Genomic DNA, 20,073 nt, shown 5'->3' with positions numbered 1-20,073 from the left:
CCCTTGTTTAGTTGCCTTCAACAAGGGCTTGAATTGACACTATTTATATGCTTCAATCAAGGCTTTTTGATACTTCAAGTGTAATTTTTGCGCTAAAGCAATGCTACTTCCTTGTGGGGTTGATGGAAATGATTTTTGTGTAGTTACCCATTTCCATTCCCAAGTACGAATTTGCTCGTCGAAAGCTTTCAAATCTGGCTCCTTATTTTCAGACATTGCCTTAGTTAACTCTTGAAAAAACTGTGACCAACGTGGCTTATAAAAATCATTGAGCAAACCGCTCCACTGGCGATTTGAATACTCGTGCAGAGGACTGTTGGCATCGCCCCAAAGCGTAACCAAGTCTCTCGCATTTTGCTCGTAAAGTGCTTTTTCTTGTGGTGTAGTACCCCAAGATCTAGCCGAGCTAATCCAAGGACCAAGCATAAAATCTTTTCGGGTTGCTAATAAAGCATCCATGTCAGAAATCAAAGTAAGAAAAGCTTCTGAGTCGACTTTGAACTGCGCTGCATTTTTACTTTTGTAAGAATCTTTCCATTTTTTCTGTAAAATCAAGGCATAATTAGCCAAAACCTGACGAGTAACATCTACCACATCGTACTGAAATCCATCTGCGTTTACTCCTTTTTTGGAAGCTTCAATAAATAAATCCCAAGCAGGTAAAAGCTCTTTTGGCGGGTAATTCAATCTTGTACGAGTCCAAATCGTAGTGGAATCAAACGTAGGACGACCAGTAACAATAGACTCGGCACCATCGCGAATGTCTTTGCCATTGTAAACCGTATTTCTTAGAATTTGCCAAGCATCCACCAACGATTTGTCATCTGTTTTATATCTATTTTTTGCATATTTCACCAACCACTCGTCCAAATTTACAGGAGTAGTTTGCCAAGTATGCTGCATCATCAATTCATAAATCACTGGATTTTGCTCAATTGCTTCCATAGTCAAACCTATTCCCTGCAAATTCTTGGAATTGGGGTCATTGAGTGCTAGTGCTGGTCCAGAAGCCACACCCTCCAAACGTCCAAAAAGGTTGACATTTCCCCCAAAATTATTCAACATATTCCAAATCCAAGGCTTTCCATAAAACGCTTCGGTTCTTTTCCACACGGGCTCAATTTCAGTAGCTAAATCCAAAAGTAACATTTTGTCATTTGGTACTGCATTCAATAAAGCCTCAATTTGAGGAGCCTTCCAGAATTTTCTATCACTATAAAACAACCAACCTTGCATCACCCAAATACCTTTAGGGTCTGCCTGACGGATACCTTCATAAATCCTTGCACTCAATTTTGATAAATAGGCAGGCTCATCGGTCGGAGGCTCATTTTCGTTAAAGGTATCAGCCGAATACAAATGATTTGTACCAAAAAGTTTGGTTTGTTTATCAATAAACTTTTTCCCTAATTCTGCAAAAAGCGGGTCTTCCGAATCAAGAATATAGGTATCGCCAAAGCCATTAGTCCAGTTTGTAGCTTTTAGTTTGGCGTTTGGATATTTCTTTTTAAATGCAGCTGGTACGTGTCCCGTAAAGGCAGGCAATACCGGTGTCATGCCCAAAGCTCTTTCTCTTTGTAATATTTTTACCTGCAAATCTTTGTGGGATTTCATCCAGCTTACTGGCAGTGGACCACCCCAACCGTCTAAGTTTCCCATCCAAAACCAAGAGAAATAAGCCGGTCCACTAAAAAAGTCTTTTAGGTCATTATCAGAAAAACCCATTTCGTTATAAACCTCTCTCCAAGTGTACTCTTCACCTGTAATGGCCAATGGCATATTGATGCCATGCATAGCCATCCAGTCTATTTCTTTTTGCCATCTTTCCCAATTCCACCATGACATACTATAGTTGAATGTGCAATAGTTGAGATAATAACGGTATTGATATGGCGTAGTCTTAGTGATTTTTTGAGTAAGTTGTGGCAATTTAGTTGGCAAATCAAGGTTTTCACCGTTCCAAGTGATTTGGCAATGACAGTACTCAGTAAGGTAGTAATACAAAGCTGAGGCTACAGATACACCGTTATTTCCTCGCAATATAATCTTATTGTTTTTACTTTCTATTTCGAAAAGGTCTTTTGGTGCAGAGGCAGAAAGGGACTCAACCACAAATGATTCTGCTCTTTGAGGAATTACGCGTCCGATGAGAGCCTGCGATTCTTTTAAATTTAACTGTGCCATTGCATCTGCGCCTACAAATAGACCCAGCAGTATGCCACAAATTTTGAGAGTTTGGTAAAATGTTTTCATTGAGGTATTATAATTAAGTTGAATAGACAAAGTTCTGTCACTTTTGAAGACTTTGAAAGGTAGGATAGATAGTAAGATTTTGAATACCTCTGACAAGCTAATCTCGACTTGTCAGAGGTAAAACAAAGCACTAACGTATTTTATTATACGCTATTTCAAAATTTATGAGAGTGATTTACTTATTCAATAAATTTTAATTCATTTGGCAAAAGTGATGTGGATGCAGATTTGAGGTTATTTTTCAAAACTCTACACTCGCAACTCATCACTTATTAATAGCCTGGGTTTTGCTTCAAGTTTGGATTCAATTGCAAGGCATTACGTGGAATTGGGAAAATTCTACGGTATGTGTCTGCGTTAGTTTTGAAACCCCACTTGTTTTCAAATTTCCCAAAACGAATCATATCGTTACGATGCCAAGATTCAAAAGCAAATTCTCTAACACGTTCTGCATAAACTCCTTCTAAGTCGATTGTGGTTAATGCAGGAGAAGTTGTACGTTCTGAACGAACTTGATTAACCAAAGAAACTGCCGTTGCACCACCTGTAGGAGCACCACCACGCAAAATTGCCTCTGCTTTCATCATCAAAATGTCAGAATAACGGAATACAGGAACGTCGTTATTTTGGTCACGGTTCAAAGAAGTAGCATCAGGATAAAACTTGATATTACGATATCCCATGTTCCATGCAACTTCATCATTACCAGCATCAAATGATGCAACACTTTGACGCAAAACGATATCAGGTGTTAAATTCACTTGGAATGTTTTCACCTCTGTTGGATTGCTTCCTTTATAGAATTGGTCATATCCTAAATTTGTAGTCGTTACAGTAATTGGAGTCACACCATCCGCCATATACTGCAATCCTGTTAACCATTGACCGTTACGAACGTCTTTCGAGTCATTGAAGTAAGCGTAGTACTCAGGCAATGTACTTGCCGAACCAGCTGGAGTATATGGCATGCTGAAGCGTTTTGCCATACTTCTTGGTACTTGGTAACGAGCGTGAATATTTACCGAACGGAATGGGAAGCTGTTAGACATCGTTGGATTGTAAGGAATCGCAAAGATGAACTCTTTCATTTGTGGTCCATTGTTAGGATAGAACATCTGCAAATATGAAGCTCTTGGTTCGATTCCGTATTTGCCTGAAGCAATTACCTTATCACAAGCTGCAATACAATCATCGTAACGTTTTGTACCTGTATACACTTCAGCATTCAAATACATTTTTGCCAAAAGCGCATAAGCAGTCCATTTGTTCGGACGTCCATACTGAGATACGTCATTAGCCTCACTTAAAAATGGAATACATGATTGGATTTCTTTTTCAACAAAATCAAAAACTTGTGCTCTTGGCGTATTAGTTTTTGGTGTAAAATCACCATACAATGTATCCAAAGGCACATTTCCATAATTGTCCATCATCATGTAATAAGCAAATGCTCTTACCATTTTGATTTCGGCAATACCTGTATTTTTTGCTGCACCAGACGGCATTGTTGTTCTCAAAATATTGATAGTTTGGTTAGAAACACCAATAATCGTCGACATCCAGTACCAGTTACCATTCAAATAACCGTTGTCTTGCGTCCATGTGTGATAGTGCATAGTTTGGTTTTGACCACCGTCAAACCAGTTACCACCACGTGCAGGCATGATTGTTTCGTCTGTACTAAAAGACTGTTGTTGGAAATATTCAACAGCATAATTTCCTCTCAACGCCACATAGGCTGGACCAGAAGCAGAAATATATTGAGCTGCATTTGAGGGGAATACATCAGGAGTAAGTTCTGTCGTAACAGGAACATACAAATCGTGGCAGGAGAACATAGCTCCCGACATCAAAATGATTGCGAGTATATGTAAAAATGTCTTTTTCATGATTTCAACTAAAAGAGGATTAGAATGATACATTAACACCTAACAAGAAGGTACGAGTTTTTGGATAGAAGTTGTTGTAATCTACCCCTGGCGCGATTCCACCTTGGTTTACCTCTGGATCAATACCCTTGTAACCTGTGATAACAAACAAGTTGTTTACAGAACCATACACGCGAAGGTTTCTAAGAACTCCAATTTTCTTGAAATTATAACCCAATGTAGCATTATCGAAACGAATGAAGCTACCATCCTCAATAAAGCGTGAAGAGTAGAAATAAGCATTGTAATCAGCAGCAGATTCATTGCCTGCATCTACCAAAATATTAGCATATTGTGCTGTATTTGGTCTGAATAAATCGGCACGAGTTGCATTGAAAATCTTGTTTCCAAAGACACCACGGATAAATACATTCAAATCAAAATTACCATACTTGAAGGTGTTGTTCCAGCCCAACATCAATTTTGGTTGAGCACTTCCCAAATATTTGTAATCCTTTCCATCCACTGGTGTTGTTGTCAACTTACCATCAGCACCTACAAATTGAGATACTCCACTGGCATTTTTTCCTGCATATTCCAAAGCAAAGAACTGACCTAATGGACGACCTGCTTTCAGAATCTGTAACGAACGACCTGATTGGCCTCCACCTTCTGGACGTGACAATAATACTGAGTCACCACCTGCAAAAAGTGGGTTTGTCAAACTTGTAATTACGTTGCTGTTATGTGCCAAGTTCAATGTACTATTCCACGAGAATGCACCTTGTTGAATCAATTTAGCATTTAAAGTCAACTCGACGCCTTTGTTATTGATACTTCCACCGTTTGCCACTATACTACCTGTTGGTACTTTGATTGGGTCAACACTGTATGAATAAATCATACCTGTAGTGTTTTTGTTGTAAAATTCAATCGAACCAGATAGTTTACTTTTTGCTAGCGTAAAATCTAAACCGATGTTGGTTGTAGCTGTTTTTTCCCATTGTAAATCTGGGTTAGCAGCCTTTGTAGGACCGAAAGCACCTGTTACTGTACCATTATAGTAGTAAGTACCCAAACTACCAGAGATAAACTGAGAAGTGTAAGCATTAAAGCCTGAAGCGTTACCAGTTACACCATAACTTGCTCTTAATTTCAAGTCATCAAAGATATTTTGTCCTTCTAAGAAATCCTCTTGACTTAATCTCCAAGCTACCCCAACTGATGGGAATACCCCCCATTGGTTGTTGGTACCAAATACCGAACTACCATCTCTACGTACCGAAGCTTGTAACAAGTATTTACTTTTGTAGTTGTAGTTCAAACGAGCAAAGTCAGAGATCAATCTTGTTTCTTGGTAAACTCCATCAGGACCGAAGCTAATCTGGTAACCTGAAATACCGTAAGGATTACTCAAAGCCAAGTTGTTATAGCCGATATTATCTACTGGCATATTACTAGTTGTTACCTGAAAACCTTCACCAATTTTGTTGTTTTGCCAAGAATAACCAATTACTGCGTTGATCGAGTGATCACCAAATTCCTTGTTCCATGTCAAATACGTTTCTAGAATTTTAGATGTATTTTGGTATGAACTACGGTTGGCCTGTCCATTTTTACCAAAAAGTTGGTTTGTGTGATATCCGAAACCTGGGTCTGGGTTATCATACATGTTATTGTAATTAGTAGTATAATAACTATTGTAAAAACTTCCTGATAGGCTATTTGAGTTAAGATAAGAAAGGTTCAAATTATACGTCAATCCAAAAGGCAATTTCAATTCAGATTTGAAACTCCCAATCAAATTACTATACTTGGTATTCATTTGGCTATTATTAATCATAGCCACTGGATTGTAATAGTTGTTGTTTTGAAAATTTTCAAAGTAAGTACCATTACTTCTCATGATTGGAGATACTGGCAAATACAAGGTTGATTGTAACAAAACCGTATTTCTGTAAGGCATATCCTCCGCATCACTCGTTGAATTAGTTACCGAAAAGCCTAATTTCAACTTATCTTTTAAAGCATATTGTTCAACTGACAAACGACCAATTACTCTTTCCAATGAGCTATTTAAAAGGATACCATCCTTTTTAACATAGTTTACACTTACACTATAGTTGCTATGTTCGCCACCACCTGATACCGATAGGTTATGGTTCGTTGAGATAGCTGTACTTTTCTGAATAGCTGATTGCCAGTCTGTACTTGCACCCAAATCATCTTTATCCGTTAGACCAACACCTGTTTTTTTCAAAAAATCTCTCAATTGGTCAGCATTCATCATGTTTAATCTGCTAGATACTTTTTCAGCACTGATGAATGCGCTATATGAAACCTGCATTTGTCCTGCTTTTCCTTTTTTAGTGGTTACCATGATTACCCCATTGGCAGCACGGTTACCATAAATTGCAGTAGCAGCAGCATCTTTCAATACGTCAATTGTAGCAATGTCATCTGGCGCGATTGTTGAGATATCAGCACCTGGCACTCCATCAATTACATAAAATGGACCTTGCGAGCTATTCAATGTAGACGCACCACGCATAACGACTGCGGCAGGCTTGTTAGGGTCACCACTAGCTGTGATGTTCAATCCTGGCACTTTACCTTGAAGTAACTGACCTACGTCAGTCATTGCGCCCTTATTCAATTCTTCTGTTTTTACAGAACTTACCGCACTTGATAAGTTTTTGCGTGATTGGCTACCATATCCAACTACTGCAACCTCAGTTAATGAAGTAGCAGATTCTTGTAAAGCAAGCGTAATAAATGTCTGATTACCAACGGCTACCTCTTTGCCATTAAAGCCAATGTATGAAAACACAAGCGTTTCATTCTTTGATGCATTTAGCGAAAATTCCCCATTAGCATCGGTAGTAGTACCACGAGTAGTACCCTTTACAGCCACACTCACGCCAACCAATGGCTTACCGTCAGTCGATGAGGTTACTTTACCTTTTACTGGAGTTGCAACTACCTCGACAGGTGCCAATACAGGCGCCACTTTGGCAGGTTTTAATACGATAGTTTTGTCAACAATAGAGTATTCGATTTTCTCATTAGCAAAACATGATTCAAGAACTTCTTCGAGTTTGGCGTTTTTCAACGAAACGGTTACTTTATCAGACTTTTGCAACAAATCGGATTTATACCAAAAAGTATAACCGCTTTGACGTTCAATTTCTTTAAAAACCTGTGTAACACTAGCATTTCGAAGATTAATATTAAATCTCTGCGAAAAACTAACTGCACTTACCTGTAAACATATCGTAAGCGATAAAATAAAGGTTAGTTTCATGACCCTGTAAAGTTTTGTGGAAAAGTGCCCACGACAGGAAGCCGAAAGGCATGGCAAATCCAGCCTAATTTGGAAAATAGGATTGCGATTCATACTTTTGTTTGGGGTTTAAAAAATAAGATACTTGGAAAACTGATTTTTATCAAACTCCGAATGTAAGCGAAGACGTGCCAGCGTTTTCGCTTTTTCTTTGTTCAATGTCTTGTCGTGAAATAAGCGTCACGGGCACTGTACTGGTTAAAAGAATATAAGTATTAGTGCTGAATTATGAATTATGAGTTATGAATTGTGAATGAAAATTTAAAATTTCATAACCTTACATACTCAGTTGATCAAATCTTATTTTGCATGATTACTTAAGTTTACAAATACAGTATTTCGGTCGACTCGAAATTGTATCTATCATTTAATAATCTATTGATGCTCAATTTATTTTCATAGTTAATAGGAAATCAATTTCCACTAACGCAATTCCACCCTATTTGTACTCAGTAGTAAACTTCACTTACGGGGTAATAATAATTTTTTTGCCCTCTATTTTAAAATCAACTTCACTCATAGACAGAATCTTTAGCACATTCGAGAGATTGGTATTACGAGGAAGCTTTCCCGTAAAATGCTCGTTGGATATTTTACCAACATATTCAATATCAACATCGTACCATCGCTCAATTTGACGCATTACCTGCTCTAGACTGGCATCATTAAATTGGAAATAGCCGTTCTTCCATGCCAATTCCTCTTCAATATTCACATCATTGACCGTTCTGAAAATATTGCTATTGATACCAACTTTTGATTGCTGACCCGGTTGTAAAATAGTCGTCTTTTCATTATTACTTACTTTTACCGAACCTTCTAGCAAAGTTGTTTTAATTACTTTTTCGTTCTGAAATGCCATCACGTTAAAGTGTGTTCCCAAAACTTCTACCTCTTGGCCTTGGGTTACTACTTTAAAAGGCATTTTTGGATTTTTTGCCACTTCAAAGTACACCTCTCCTGTCATTTCTACTCTTCGTTCATTACCAGTAAACGCTGTAGGAAATCTCAAGCTAGAAGCAGCATTAAGCCATACTTTCGTACCATCTGACAATACCACCTGATATTGACCACCTTTGGGTGTTGTCAATGTATTGAACATAGGCTTAGCAACAGCAACCTGTCCACCTTCATAAACGACTTTACCACTTTGGGTTTTACGAATATCTGTTTCTCCTTGCTTACCCAAACTTCCATTAGCAGAATTATCTAAAACTACTTTCGAGCCATCATCTAGTGTCAAAACAGCCTTATCTCCCCCTGGGAGCACATCGTGTTGTTCAAACGATTTTACTTCTACAATTCGGTTTTCGGTTCTTTTCAGATTAGCATTATACTGTAACCAACCAAAAAAGCCAAAGCTTATAATCAATGCCACAGAGGCAGCCATGCCATAAGTGGTTCGCCAAAAACTTGGTTCTCTGTATTCTTCTTCTATCGGAGTCGCTTCTTCCTCATGATTGAAGATATTAGTCAGTATTCGCTCCGACATCTCTTCGGGCATTGGAGTATCCGAAGAAAAGTTTTTCCAAATACCCGCCAACTTCTGACCTAGTTCAGTTTCCGAACTTGCATCTACCCACTCCATTAGCTCTTGTAATTCCTCTTCGGAACAGGAGCTTTGAAAATATTTATCTATCAAAAAGTCAATTCGTGTCGAAGGCATATCACTTCTATGGATTTTACTCCCTTGGTTTATGGTTTTTGAAAAATTCCCAATGGTTCAAACATACAACCGAAGGGCTCACGGAAGAGGTTAGCTAAAAAGAAGACAATTGTCAAAAAGGATAGGACTAGTCAAATTGAAAAAAAATTAAATTATTTTTTCAATTCGTACCAAAAAGCTAAAGCCATCAAGATAACAGCCTGATATTTAAGGCTTTTCTTAATCGTATTTAAGGCTTGAATAATGTGATTTTTTACGGTAAGTGGAGAAATATTAAGCATTTCCGCAATTTCATCATGTTTGAGATATTGCTCTCGGCTTAATTGATACACCAATTTTTGTTGTGGAGGCAATGTTTCAACAATTTGTTGAAGCAAAAATTGTGTTTCTTCAAACTGAATTTTATGATCCGTGCTGTAGTCCTCCTCAGTTTGGGTTTCGAGGTACTCGACATACAACAAAGCTTGACGAGCTCTGGATTTGAAGGAATTAATGGCATAATTTTTTGCCATTCTAAACAGATAAGAATCAAAAGAAATAATGTTTACTAAATCAGTTTTGTCTTTCCAGAGTTTCAAAAAAATCTCTTGAATAATATCCTCCGCTACATCACTAGATTCAGTAATTCGAAACAAATAACCATAAAGCTTATTTTTATACGTATGAAAAATCAAAGAAAATGCTTCTTCACTACCATTAGAGGCATGAATAAGTAGTTCTTTTTCATCATATAAAGTCTTCGTAGTCATTCAATCATTTATCATAAGGTAACTAATTCCAAATCGGATACTAGTATAAATCTACTCAATAATTTCAAAAAAATATAACTTTTGGATTATTATTGTATCATAATCATCCAATAATACTGTAAAAAATTTTAATAAACGGAAACATAGTGCCGAAATACATCAGAAATCGATTGAAAAGCAAAAATACTTACCAACACAGCAATAGTACTTTTCCAATATTTAATCAAAAATAATACAGAAGTATCTATATAACAAAAAATCCCCAGCAATGTTTTTCAAGTCATCACTGGGGATTTTGCTACTGAATAGTTATGCTGTTTATTTCTTTTTCGCTTTCGGGTCCTCCAAACTAATAGCAATTCTAAAGCTTGTCTTTTTAGGACTATTATTTTTTACTGTAAAAGTATAATCTTTCGTCACAGAGATTGTAGCCTGATAAGGATCAGCATTTGGCTCAATCGACTCTTTACCTAATTCCATCATACCTTTTTTGGTATCGTCAATAAAACTCAATGTCAATACTTGTCCTTTCGTTGCTTTGAACACAAAACTTTTACTGCTGTTAGCTTCAACTTTTTGTTCCCATACCAAAGAATTAGAACCTTCCTTTGCAAAATCGATACGTTTTGGTGCTTGTGCCAACGAGGCATTTACCGCAACAACAAAAGTGAATAATACAAGAGTGGCGAGTTTGAAAATGTTGTTTTTCATGTGAGATATGTTAAAGTGTTTATCATGAGAAAATCTCCTAGATTACCAAATTACAAGTTTTTTCAAGAGTAAACCAAAACACTTTAGAAAAAGAATGATGACAATTTGATGACAAAAAACAACAGGAAAATTCGGCGCTTAATTGGTTTAACTAACGATTATATTTAGGGATGAATTTTGAAAAATGGCTAGTACTGGCTAGAAAGCCAGCACTAGCAGAGCAAGCAAATTTTAATCCATCCGTGAATACATCAAGTTATTCGGATTTAGATACATACAATTATTCCTAAAATCGATGATTGTTGTGAAGCGTTTCAAGATTAGATTACCAATGTTTCCCAATCTGTCTGGTGTATCAGGGTCTTTTTGTGGGACACTCAATTGTATATTGTAAAGTTCAAAATCTGCAATTTTTAGTCTTCGCAACAACAAAACATCAGTTACGATATTTATATCTGCTGTTCCAATCCAACCAGATTCCCCAAGTTTATTGAGCTTGCCAGCTAAATTATGCTTAGTAAAATATTCCTTAGAAATACTTAATGAACCATCCGAACCCGAATCAAAATCAAACCATTCTTCGTATTCAGTATTATTCACAATCATTTTACATTTGATATACGGTATGCCGTCAATTAATCTAAAATCAACCTTTCTAAAATCACCAGAAATAGGTGGTAATGAGTCATACACAATCATTTTTTTAGTCTCGTAATTAATTTTTAAGACCTTATTCTGAAAGGCTACCCAACCCAAGACAGCATCGAAGGGAGAATCTCCGAAATCTATTGCTAGAAGTGGTACTTGATTCCAGGTTAATCCATTTATTGTTAATTTATTTTGTGAGCTAGTAGGCACTCTTTCCACCCCATCGGAACCAACATTTAGAAACGACCCATCTAATTTTACTTTTACCTTTTTATCAATCAAAGGTGTTGAAATAACCATTCCAGAAGCGCCAGTATCAAACAAAAAGGTAAGCGTGTCAGAATTATTGATGCTTCCTTTCAAATAAATTCGACTGTCCTCCCCTATGCTAAAGGGGATGGTATCATGCTTTGCTGACTTGTTCTTGGTATAAGCGTATTTTGGATAGCTAATAACTTGATTTCTATTGGTATTAATTTGTGTTTTGATGGTATCCTTTCCATTTTGAACTATCAAAAAATCAACTATTTTATTCATCTCAACCTTGAATGTGATTGAATCAATATCTGAGATATAGGTTATTTCTTGTGTTTTTGTAAATGGTTTCGGGACATACACATCAGGATTGGCCTTGGCGATAGGATGCTGCTCGTGAATTTCGGATTTTCCCTCTCTAATCTTAATGGTCTTGGCATTAGACTTAAGAATTGGCAACGTTTTTTGGGCAAATGAACATTGACAGAGTAAAAAAGATAGGATAAAAAATAGTTTTTTCATGTTTGAGAAGTTTGATTTGGTGCAAAATAACAAACCTCCCAACTCGTAAAATAGAACAAAATTAGCCTAACTAAAAATTTCTGAATGATTTTGGATTGAGTCCAGTCAAATGTTTGAAGGTTCGTAAAAAATGACTCTGATCTGAGAATCCGCAAAAAAGTGCAATCTCAGTCAAAGATTGATTCGATGATTTTAATAAATCTAAACTTCGCGTGATTCTTATTCTTCTTACGTATTCACTAATGGTGCAGCCGATGTATTTCGGAAAATGCTTTGATATCGTCACAGGATGTACACCCAGCAAAATAGATAACTCTTCAAGACTGTGATTAAGATTCCAGTTGTCATTTAAAAACTCTTCAAGTTTTGTACACCATAAAATCTGTTGATAATCTTTGACATCTGCTTCGGCAACAAAATCTAATATAAGTGAATGTAGTGCAGTTTGAGACAAACCATCGTTGAAATTGAGTTCAGAATTTAGTTTGAGCATAAACAGCTTGCTTCTTACATTTTTTAGCACTGCTTTTTCTAATAATTCTTCCGAAATATCATGTTTACGCAAAAAATCGGAATCAATTTCAAGATTCAGGTTTTTAGTATCTGGTGTAAATGGAATTGTTTGGTGAAATTCTCCTGAATGATAAAACAAAACATCCTTTGAAGTTTTAACAGCTGTTTGATTGTTTTTCCGTTCCAAATGCCCTCCATTAATGATAAAACTCAAATGCGGATTTGCATGATAGTGGTAAGACTGATCGACCTTGTCATGATAGGCAGTTTTGCTGGTTATGATGCCCTCAAATTCAACTAAATTTAAGATATTCCCAGAATATTCACCTTTGTTTAGCGTACTCATATTTTATTATAAATGTAGTTTAGATCATCTTGAAGTCTTCGTTTTCCAGCCTAAAGAAAAGCATCCTTTATTCATAGAGTATTCATTTAATCCTTTCAGTATATCAAAGGTAAAAGGAGGATTGGTTGAAAGCTTGTGCTAATGGAGTAAAAAATAGTTTGGCTTCACTTAAGGCTCTGTTTGATATAAATTTGCATTTTGCATAACCTCATAAATTTGGTATATAGTTATGATTAAACCGAATACTACGCCGATGGTAAATTGAGTTTTAAACACTTTTTTATAAGAAATAGAAGTATCCATAACCCGTTTTAGCATCGCCCAAATCATAAGAGTAATGGTCGTAATGAACAGACTTATGAAGGCTGATGAGAAAAGTCTTCCCAGAAAATATAGGATAAAACTTTCTTGCAATTGACGGTAAATGATATGGTTTGTTCTCATTCCAATAGTATGGATGAACAAGGTTACTCCAAAAATTAAAATCTCATAGAGAATAATTGATATAAAATCTTGTGAATTGTTCATAGTAATTTTTCTATATTTAAAGGAATCTAGGTCAGTAAAAATGCTACTAATGGTATGTTTCTATTTGACAAATTTCTATAAACTTTAATCATTAAAAGGATTTGATTCTCCTATTGATTGTCCTAAGAATAATATGTGTCTAGTGCTTGTCCAGCAAGCTATTTTAGGATAAACTCTGCAAGTTATATAGATATTGTTTGGGGGTTCTTTATTTCTGATAACAAATACAAATAATTTTTATTATTAAAATATTTCATTGCTTAAGATACCTTCAGAACCTGATGGATATTTACGTTTTGATTTATCTTGAAAATTTAACTTCACTACCAAGTTTTATCCATACAAACAAATCCTGTTAAGCTAATTTTAAATGATTTAACTATTAGAAATTAGGATAGAATCCTTAGAAACTATGAGTGCTGGCTTGCAAGCAAGTGCTAGCAGGCAAGACACACGGAAATATATCAGCACCGTAGGTGCGACAGTTTGGTAGCAAGCATATAACAGGAGAACATTAAAAAGCGCCGTAGGTGCGACAGAATATGGTTTGTTTTCTGTCGCACCTACGGCGCTTAAATGATTATAATTCATAATGATAATACTACCAAACTGTCGCTCCTACGGAGCTATGCTATTATTAACCTATCCTTCCTTGTAAAATATTTTGAAATCAGGACAGAATCCATATAAACTGCTAGTACTGGTTTGAGAGCCAGCACTAGCGGAACTTTGGCGTGTTTTGGCGTGAAATGTCATATTTATTTCCTTTTAAATGCAAAATTCTACATTTATCTTTGTTTGAAATATATTCTTGTAACTACATCAAGGATAAAACTAAACTTATATGAAAATCAAAGCACGCTACACTATCCGACTATTCTTGGGAATAGTTCTAGCATTCCTAATCAATTCAAAAGCTATCTCACAAAACACCATTGGTCCGAGTTGGGAAATAAGTCCAGAAATGGGAGTAATAACTTCTTATTTCGGAAAAACTAATAGATTATTTTCGAATAAGACATTAATAAGACCAATTTTTGGGGTGGCTATTGTTAGAAATATTCATAAAAATTATAAAATCAAACTACAAACTGACTTTGTAAGGATTGGTGAAATAGATAAATACTATAACCCATTTGTGGCGGGTATACAATACCAAGATGATATTATTCTCCCCTATATTCAGTCCGATTTATCTTTCAATTCAAAACTCAATTTAAAAAGAATAAAATTTAGCAGTCTGTCTTTCGGCGTAGGTGTATTTTTAGGCAAAATACTTACCCCTTATATAACAACGAAGATTATAGGAACTGATACTTGTACTTATCAATGTAACAATGGAACTATAACAAACTATAGTTCTTTTAATTGGGGAATTTTAGCCGCGGCAGATTTGAATTTACAATCCTACATAAAATTGCCAATCTCTCTGAATGTGAAATACAACTTAGGTATTTCTGATTTAAGAGATAGCAATATTTCCCCTCTTACAGGTATAGCATCTCCAATTAGAGTAACAACCAACTCATTATCAATTCAATTAAACTATTGGTTTTCCCTAAACAAAAAGAAACATGACAGCAAAACACTTATTCTTCCAGAAGATTAGTTTAATCCTTTATTTAACATTTGCGGTATCTTTAGTTAGTTATGGACAATGTCCTACTCCACCTCCTGTTTGGGATGTTGAATACAATGTAGACGTAACCGCAGTTTGCGGAAATACAAACAATATTACAATACTCGTTAGAGTCGTGGAAGACACCAATGCTGAAAATGTATATTTTCCTGGTCCCAAAGATGCCTCGTGCTTTATCCTTCCATCAGGCTGGAGTTTTATTTCTGCTACTCGTGGTGGAACAGAAAAGGAATTTAATACTACGGTTCGAAAGTGGACTGTTGTACTTCAACCTTCAGCGTATAGTAGTGGTGTAGCAAAAGTTCGTTCTGGATATGGATGCACTCTGGGAAATAATTATTACTCTGAATGGCACAATTTCACAATTAGGCGGGTAGTTCCTAATCCTGTTATAACTAGTACTGGTTCGGCTCAAACATTTTCCAATGGGGTATTACTTTGTAGTCCAACTAATTTTACTGTTAATTCAAGTGGTGCAACCTCATATTTATGGCAAAATTCAGGTGGTGTTTCAGCTAATGGAAGCACAAGCTCTTCTGCCTATATTACTGCTACAAGTTCAGGAACAATTTCAGTAACTTCGTTTAATAGTTTTTGTAATGTCCAAAGTTCTGGTTCAGCAAATATTTCGGTAGGTTATGGAGTTCCTTCCAATGTTAGTTTTACTGCTGACGGAGATGGGGGCAGTTTTATAAATATGTGTTCTGGAAATAGTAAATTTTTATCAGTAAATGCTAACTTTTCCTCAAGCTATAATTTCCAATTACTGAACGGAAGTGCTTCACTTCTGTATTATGGTGGCAATACAGCCTCATTTACAGCTTACAATACTGGCACGTATAGAATAGAAGCATCTGCTTCGAACTGTTTTGGTTCAGGTAGTAATACAAAATATATAAATGTTATCAATTGTTCATCATCAGCATATACAGTTGGCCCAAACCCAGCAAGCAGCTCTATATCAGTAACTTACGAAAAAGACACACCTACAGACCTAATGCCTGATAACATTAAGCTCTTTGATAGTAAGATGACGGAATATTTTTCAGAGGACATTAAGAGTAATATAAAAAGTAAGAAAATTACTGGATATGCAATTGAAATTGATGTTAGTAAAATCCCACGAGGTGAATATTATCTGCATATTACCAATAAAAATCATCCTGAAACGGACAAAAGATTAGAGAAATTGAAAGTTATTCTACAATAAAAATGCAGTTATACCGATTATTTTGTTACTACTATATTTTGCTCAAAGGTAAACTATAGTAGTAACAAAATACAATTATACATCTTAACATTTTATTATTTATTGCGACTTCGCTGTTTTATTCAAATAAATCCTAAAAATTTCTTATTTTTGAATCAAATACACAGTAAAGTCATTATAATACATTAAAATAATCTCTACTTATCAATTTTATGGAAGAAAAATTCAAACCTCGTAAAGCCTTGGCTGCAGAGTTAGGTCTTGCTACACGTACATTTGAGCGTAAAATTAAAAAAGCTCAAATTTTAATTCCCAAAGGTTTATTATCCCCTCAAACTCAGAAATTTATAAAAGAAGCACTAGGATGTACATCTTGAAGATTACGTAAACAAAACTTTAAATCCTCCTACTGTTCCTATGTTTAGTAAAATAATGTAGAAAACACTGTAACAAACGAGAGTCTGAGAATGACTTCTATTGACTATTTTACCCACAAACGCTAGCAGTTCGTAGTGCAATGCTTCGCTTCTATATCTTTTCATCTAATAGACTTTAAAGATGTTTAAACTTTCGTAGAAATTGCGTAAGCAATGCATTTATAATGTTTTAGCGAGACGAGGAGGACGCCACTCCAAGAATTATAAACTCTTATTTTATTTTGTGGTTGCTGCTTCGGTTACATATTCTCTCTAGATAGAAACGCCAACTTAAAAGTAAGACGAAGTATCAATCAATAAAATATATTTTTGAAAAGTTCAAACGGCTTTATTATTATTCTTTTTATAAATAAAACATGAATCTAGCAATAGGATTTATTAAGGACTGAGAAGTAGTAGTGAATTTATTTGGATGTCTACCTAAAATTGACATTAATTTCGATTTTATGTCAAGATAAATCATTAAAATCAATTACCACAAAAAAAAGTGCTACAAAATCTCCTTTCAAAAAACTGAAAGATTCCCGAAGGGAGATTCTATAGCACTTTAATATATTTAGCCAGAGGCTAAGGGTCGGTTACCGACTTCTTATTTTACTTCTTCAAATGGAACGTCTTCTGCTTGTGAAGAACCACCACCTGCGTTAGCTGATTGACCTGCATCGCCAGTTGGTTGAGCTGCGTCACCACCTTGAGCGTACATTTCTTGAGATGCTGCCATCCAAGCGCTGTTCAATTTTTCTAGTGAAGCATCGATAGAAGCAATATCACGTGAAGCATGTGCTGTACGTAATTCAGCTAATGCACCTTCAATCGCAGTTTTGTTTCCTTCTGAAAGTTTTTCACCGTATTCTTTCAATTGTTTTTCTGTTTGGAAAATCAATGAATCTGCTTGGTTAACTTTCTCGATTTTTTCTTTTTCTGCTTTATCTGCTGCCTCGTTAGCTTTCGCTTCTTGACGCATTCTTTCGATTTCTGCATCTGTCAAACCGCTAGATGCTTCGATACGGATGTTGTTTTCTTTACCTGTACCTTTATCTTTCGCTGATACATGCAAGATACCATTGGCATCGATATCGAAAATTACTTCGATTTGAGGAACACCACGTGGTGCTGGTGGAATACCGTCTAAGTGGAAACGACCTAATGAACGGTTGTTAGCTGCCATTGGACGCTCACCTTGTAAGATGTTCAATTCCACAGATGGTTGGCTATCAGATGCCGTTGAGAATACCTCAGACTTACGAGTTGGAATTGTAGTGTTTGCTTCAATCAATTTAGTAAACACGCCACCCATAGTCTCGATACCTAATGACAAAGGAATAACGTCTAGCAACAATACATCTTTTACTTCACCTGTCAATACACCACCTTGTACTGCTGCACCGATTGCTACTGCTTCGTCAGGGTTAACGCCTTTAGAAGCTTTTTTACCCCAGAATTTCTCTACTTCTTCAACTACACGTGGGATACGAGTCGAACCACCTACCAAGATAACTTCGTCGATATCAGAGTTGCTATAGCCAGAGTTTTTCATAGCACGACGGCAAGGCTCCAACATTCTTTGAATCAATGTATCAGCCAATTGCTCAAATTTAGAACGTGACAATGAACGTACTAAGTGCTTAGGCATACCATTTACTGGGAAGATATATGGCAAGTTGATTTCAGTTGATGCACCAGAAGACAACTCAATTTTAGCTTTTTCTGCTGCTTCTTTCAAACGTTGCAATGCCATTGGGTCTTGACGCAAATCAACACCTTCGTCATTTTTAAATTCGTCTGCCAACCAGTTGATAATTACTTGGTCGAAGTCATCACCACCTAAGTGTGTATCACCGTCAGTTGATTTTACTTCGAATACGCCATCACCTAATTCCAAGATTGAAATATCGAAAGTACCACCACCAAGGTCAAATACTGCGATTTTCATATCTTTACCACCTTTGTCCAAACCGTAAGCCAAAGCAGCAGCAGTTGGTTCGTTGATGATACGTTTTACTTCCAAACCTGCGATTGCACCAGCTTCTTTTGTAGCCTGACGCTCAGCATCGTTGAAGTATGCAGGAACAGTAATAACAGCTTCAGTAACAGTTTGACCTAAATAATCTTCAGCAGTTTGCTTCATTTTAGTCAAAATCTGCGCTGAGATTTCTTGTGGTGTATATAAACGATCACCGATACGAACGCGTGGCGTATCGTTTGAACCTTGTTCTACTGTGTAAGCAATTGTTTTAAGCTCGCTACCTACTTCAGAGTAGCGCTTACCCATAAAACGTTTGATTGAAGAAATCGTGTTTGTAGGGTTTGTAATTGCTTGACGCTTTGCTGGATCTCCTACTTTACGCTCTCCGTTTCCGTTATCCAAAAATGCTACGATTGAAGGTGTAGTACGACGACCTTCTGAGTTAGCGATTACGACTGGCTCGTTACCTTCCATAACTGCAACACAAGAGTTGGTTGTGCCTAAGTCAATACCGATAATTTTTCCCATTGCTAGAGTGAATTAATTATTGTTAAATATCTTGTTTTCTTTTTAAGTCAAATGTTAAGATTGGTTTATTCCACCTTTCGGACTTTGCCTTTCGCATCTTTTTTTCATCTGACGACGTAAAGTATTTAACAATCTTAATGCCAACCGAAAATTCAGTTAATTTTGCTGACAATCTGTCAGTATGCCAAAATAGCCCATTTTTAATGTCTGACAAAAGATTAGGAACTATGACAGGAATGGCAGATTCTTCAGAGTGATGAGTTTTGAATTGTGAGTTTTGAGTAGGTTAAAAATATTGGGGATTTGTGATTGCTGATTTCGGAAGTGTTAGAAAAATACTTTTGTTTGTACAACTTATAGAAGATTACACTTCCGAAATCCAACATCCGATCTCAGAAATAAAGGGTTTTTAAAATCTTTTGTGCAATACTAATTTAGGGTTGCCCCTACATTCCTAAAAGTAAAAAAGATACACAAAGAGGATTTATCTAAGTTTAGTTTTAAAACTAAGAGTTTGAAAGAAATATGATTCCTCTTAGTCGGTGAATAAATTCACCGACTAAGAAAAGAATACGCCAATTTCAAAGAACCAATAACCTGTAACACGACAAAGGCTGTTAAGTAGAATTCTAACTACTACATACTTTTAGAAGAAATAGACTTCATAGTATTAAGGTCAATTTATTAAGTTAGTGGGCAAAATAAAATTTAAGATTATGCTTTGGGCTTTCAGGTAACGGCTTTCGGCGGTGGGTTTTGGAAAAAAGCATGGCGATGGATAATAAAAAACATTTTAACACTCTGTGCCTTTTGCCTGTTGCCTTATCCCTTAACCCATCACTTAAATCTTATTTTGCAGTACTACTTAACTTATATACCGTTAACTTTTAA

The 20,073-nt window shown here is 36.1% G+C and carries 12 protein-coding genes; 3 read left to right on the top strand and 9 right to left on the bottom strand.

Annotated elements, in window-relative coordinates; genetic code table 11:
• Positions 1–39: 39 nt before the first annotated feature.
• The 8 genes from QM524_RS03655 to QM524_RS03620 all read right to left on the bottom strand — a co-directional run bounded on the left by QM524_RS03655 (position 40) and on the right by QM524_RS03620 (position 12,874).
• Positions 40–2,253 (bottom strand): alpha-N-acetylglucosaminidase, encoded by a 2,214-nt coding sequence (locus tag QM524_RS03655; RefSeq protein ID WP_283343540.1) that lies wholly within the window; start codon positions 2,251–2,253, stop codon positions 40–42.
• A 272-nt stretch (positions 2,254–2,525) separates the two neighbouring features.
• Complete coding sequence (locus QM524_RS03650; protein ID WP_283343539.1) at positions 2,526–4,142, bottom strand: RagB/SusD family nutrient uptake outer membrane protein; 1,617 nt, start codon at positions 4,140–4,142, stop codon at positions 2,526–2,528.
• A gap of 19 nt (positions 4,143–4,161) precedes the next feature.
• On the bottom strand, positions 4,162–7,425 hold the full coding sequence (locus QM524_RS03645) for a TonB-dependent receptor (RefSeq protein ID WP_283343538.1): 3,264 nt from the start codon (positions 7,423–7,425) through the stop codon (positions 4,162–4,164).
• 505 nt (positions 7,426–7,930) lie between these two features.
• The gene (locus QM524_RS03640) at positions 7,931–9,130 is read right to left on the bottom strand and encodes a FecR family protein (protein WP_283343537.1); all 1,200 of its coding nucleotides are present in this window, start codon (positions 9,128–9,130) and stop codon (positions 7,931–7,933) included.
• 152 nt (positions 9,131–9,282) lie between these two features.
• Positions 9,283–9,879, bottom strand: coding sequence for an RNA polymerase sigma factor (locus QM524_RS03635; protein WP_283343536.1), 597 nt, complete (start codon positions 9,877–9,879; stop codon positions 9,283–9,285).
• A 318-nt stretch (positions 9,880–10,197) separates the two neighbouring features.
• Positions 10,198–10,590, bottom strand: a complete 393-nt coding sequence (locus QM524_RS03630; RefSeq protein ID WP_283343535.1) for a hypothetical protein — start codon at positions 10,588–10,590, stop codon at positions 10,198–10,200.
• 231 nt (positions 10,591–10,821) lie between these two features.
• Positions 10,822–12,015, bottom strand: coding sequence for an aspartyl protease family protein (locus QM524_RS03625; protein ID WP_283343534.1), 1,194 nt, complete (start codon positions 12,013–12,015; stop codon positions 10,822–10,824).
• 70 nt (positions 12,016–12,085) lie between these two features.
• Positions 12,086–12,874: a helix-turn-helix transcriptional regulator gene (locus tag QM524_RS03620; protein ID WP_283343533.1), complete on the bottom strand. Its 789-nt coding sequence runs from the start codon at positions 12,872–12,874 to the stop codon at positions 12,086–12,088.
• 1,372 nt (positions 12,875–14,246) lie between these two features.
• Between QM524_RS03620 and QM524_RS03615 the strand changes: the two genes are divergently transcribed.
• The 3 genes from QM524_RS03615 (at position 14,247) to QM524_RS03605 (ending at position 16,628) form a co-directional block, all read left to right on the top strand.
• The gene (locus QM524_RS03615) at positions 14,247–15,011 is read left to right on the top strand and encodes a hypothetical protein (protein ID WP_283343532.1); all 765 of its coding nucleotides are present in this window, start codon (positions 14,247–14,249) and stop codon (positions 15,009–15,011) included.
• Complete coding sequence (locus QM524_RS03610; protein ID WP_283343531.1) at positions 14,977–16,251, top strand: T9SS type A sorting domain-containing protein; 1,275 nt, start codon at positions 14,977–14,979, stop codon at positions 16,249–16,251. The genes QM524_RS03615 and QM524_RS03610 overlap by 35 nt, the downstream gene beginning before the upstream one ends.
• Positions 16,252–16,463: 212 nt before the next feature.
• Positions 16,464–16,628, top strand: a complete 165-nt coding sequence (locus QM524_RS03605; RefSeq protein ID WP_283343530.1) for a hypothetical protein — start codon at positions 16,464–16,466, stop codon at positions 16,626–16,628.
• 649 nt (positions 16,629–17,277) lie between these two features.
• Here the strand turns inward: QM524_RS03605 and dnaK are convergent.
• Entirely contained in the window at positions 17,278–19,182 is a 1,905-nt protein-coding gene (gene dnaK / locus QM524_RS03600; RefSeq protein ID WP_283343529.1) for a molecular chaperone DnaK, read from the bottom strand.
• Positions 19,183–20,073 lie beyond the last annotated feature (891 nt).

Origin of the sequence: Flectobacillus roseus, assembly GCF_030056595.1 — a bacterium.
GTDB classification, from domain to species: Bacteria; Bacteroidota; Bacteroidia; order Cytophagales; family Spirosomataceae; genus Flectobacillus; species Flectobacillus roseus.
This window is presented reverse-complemented; position numbering and strand designations above follow the sequence as displayed.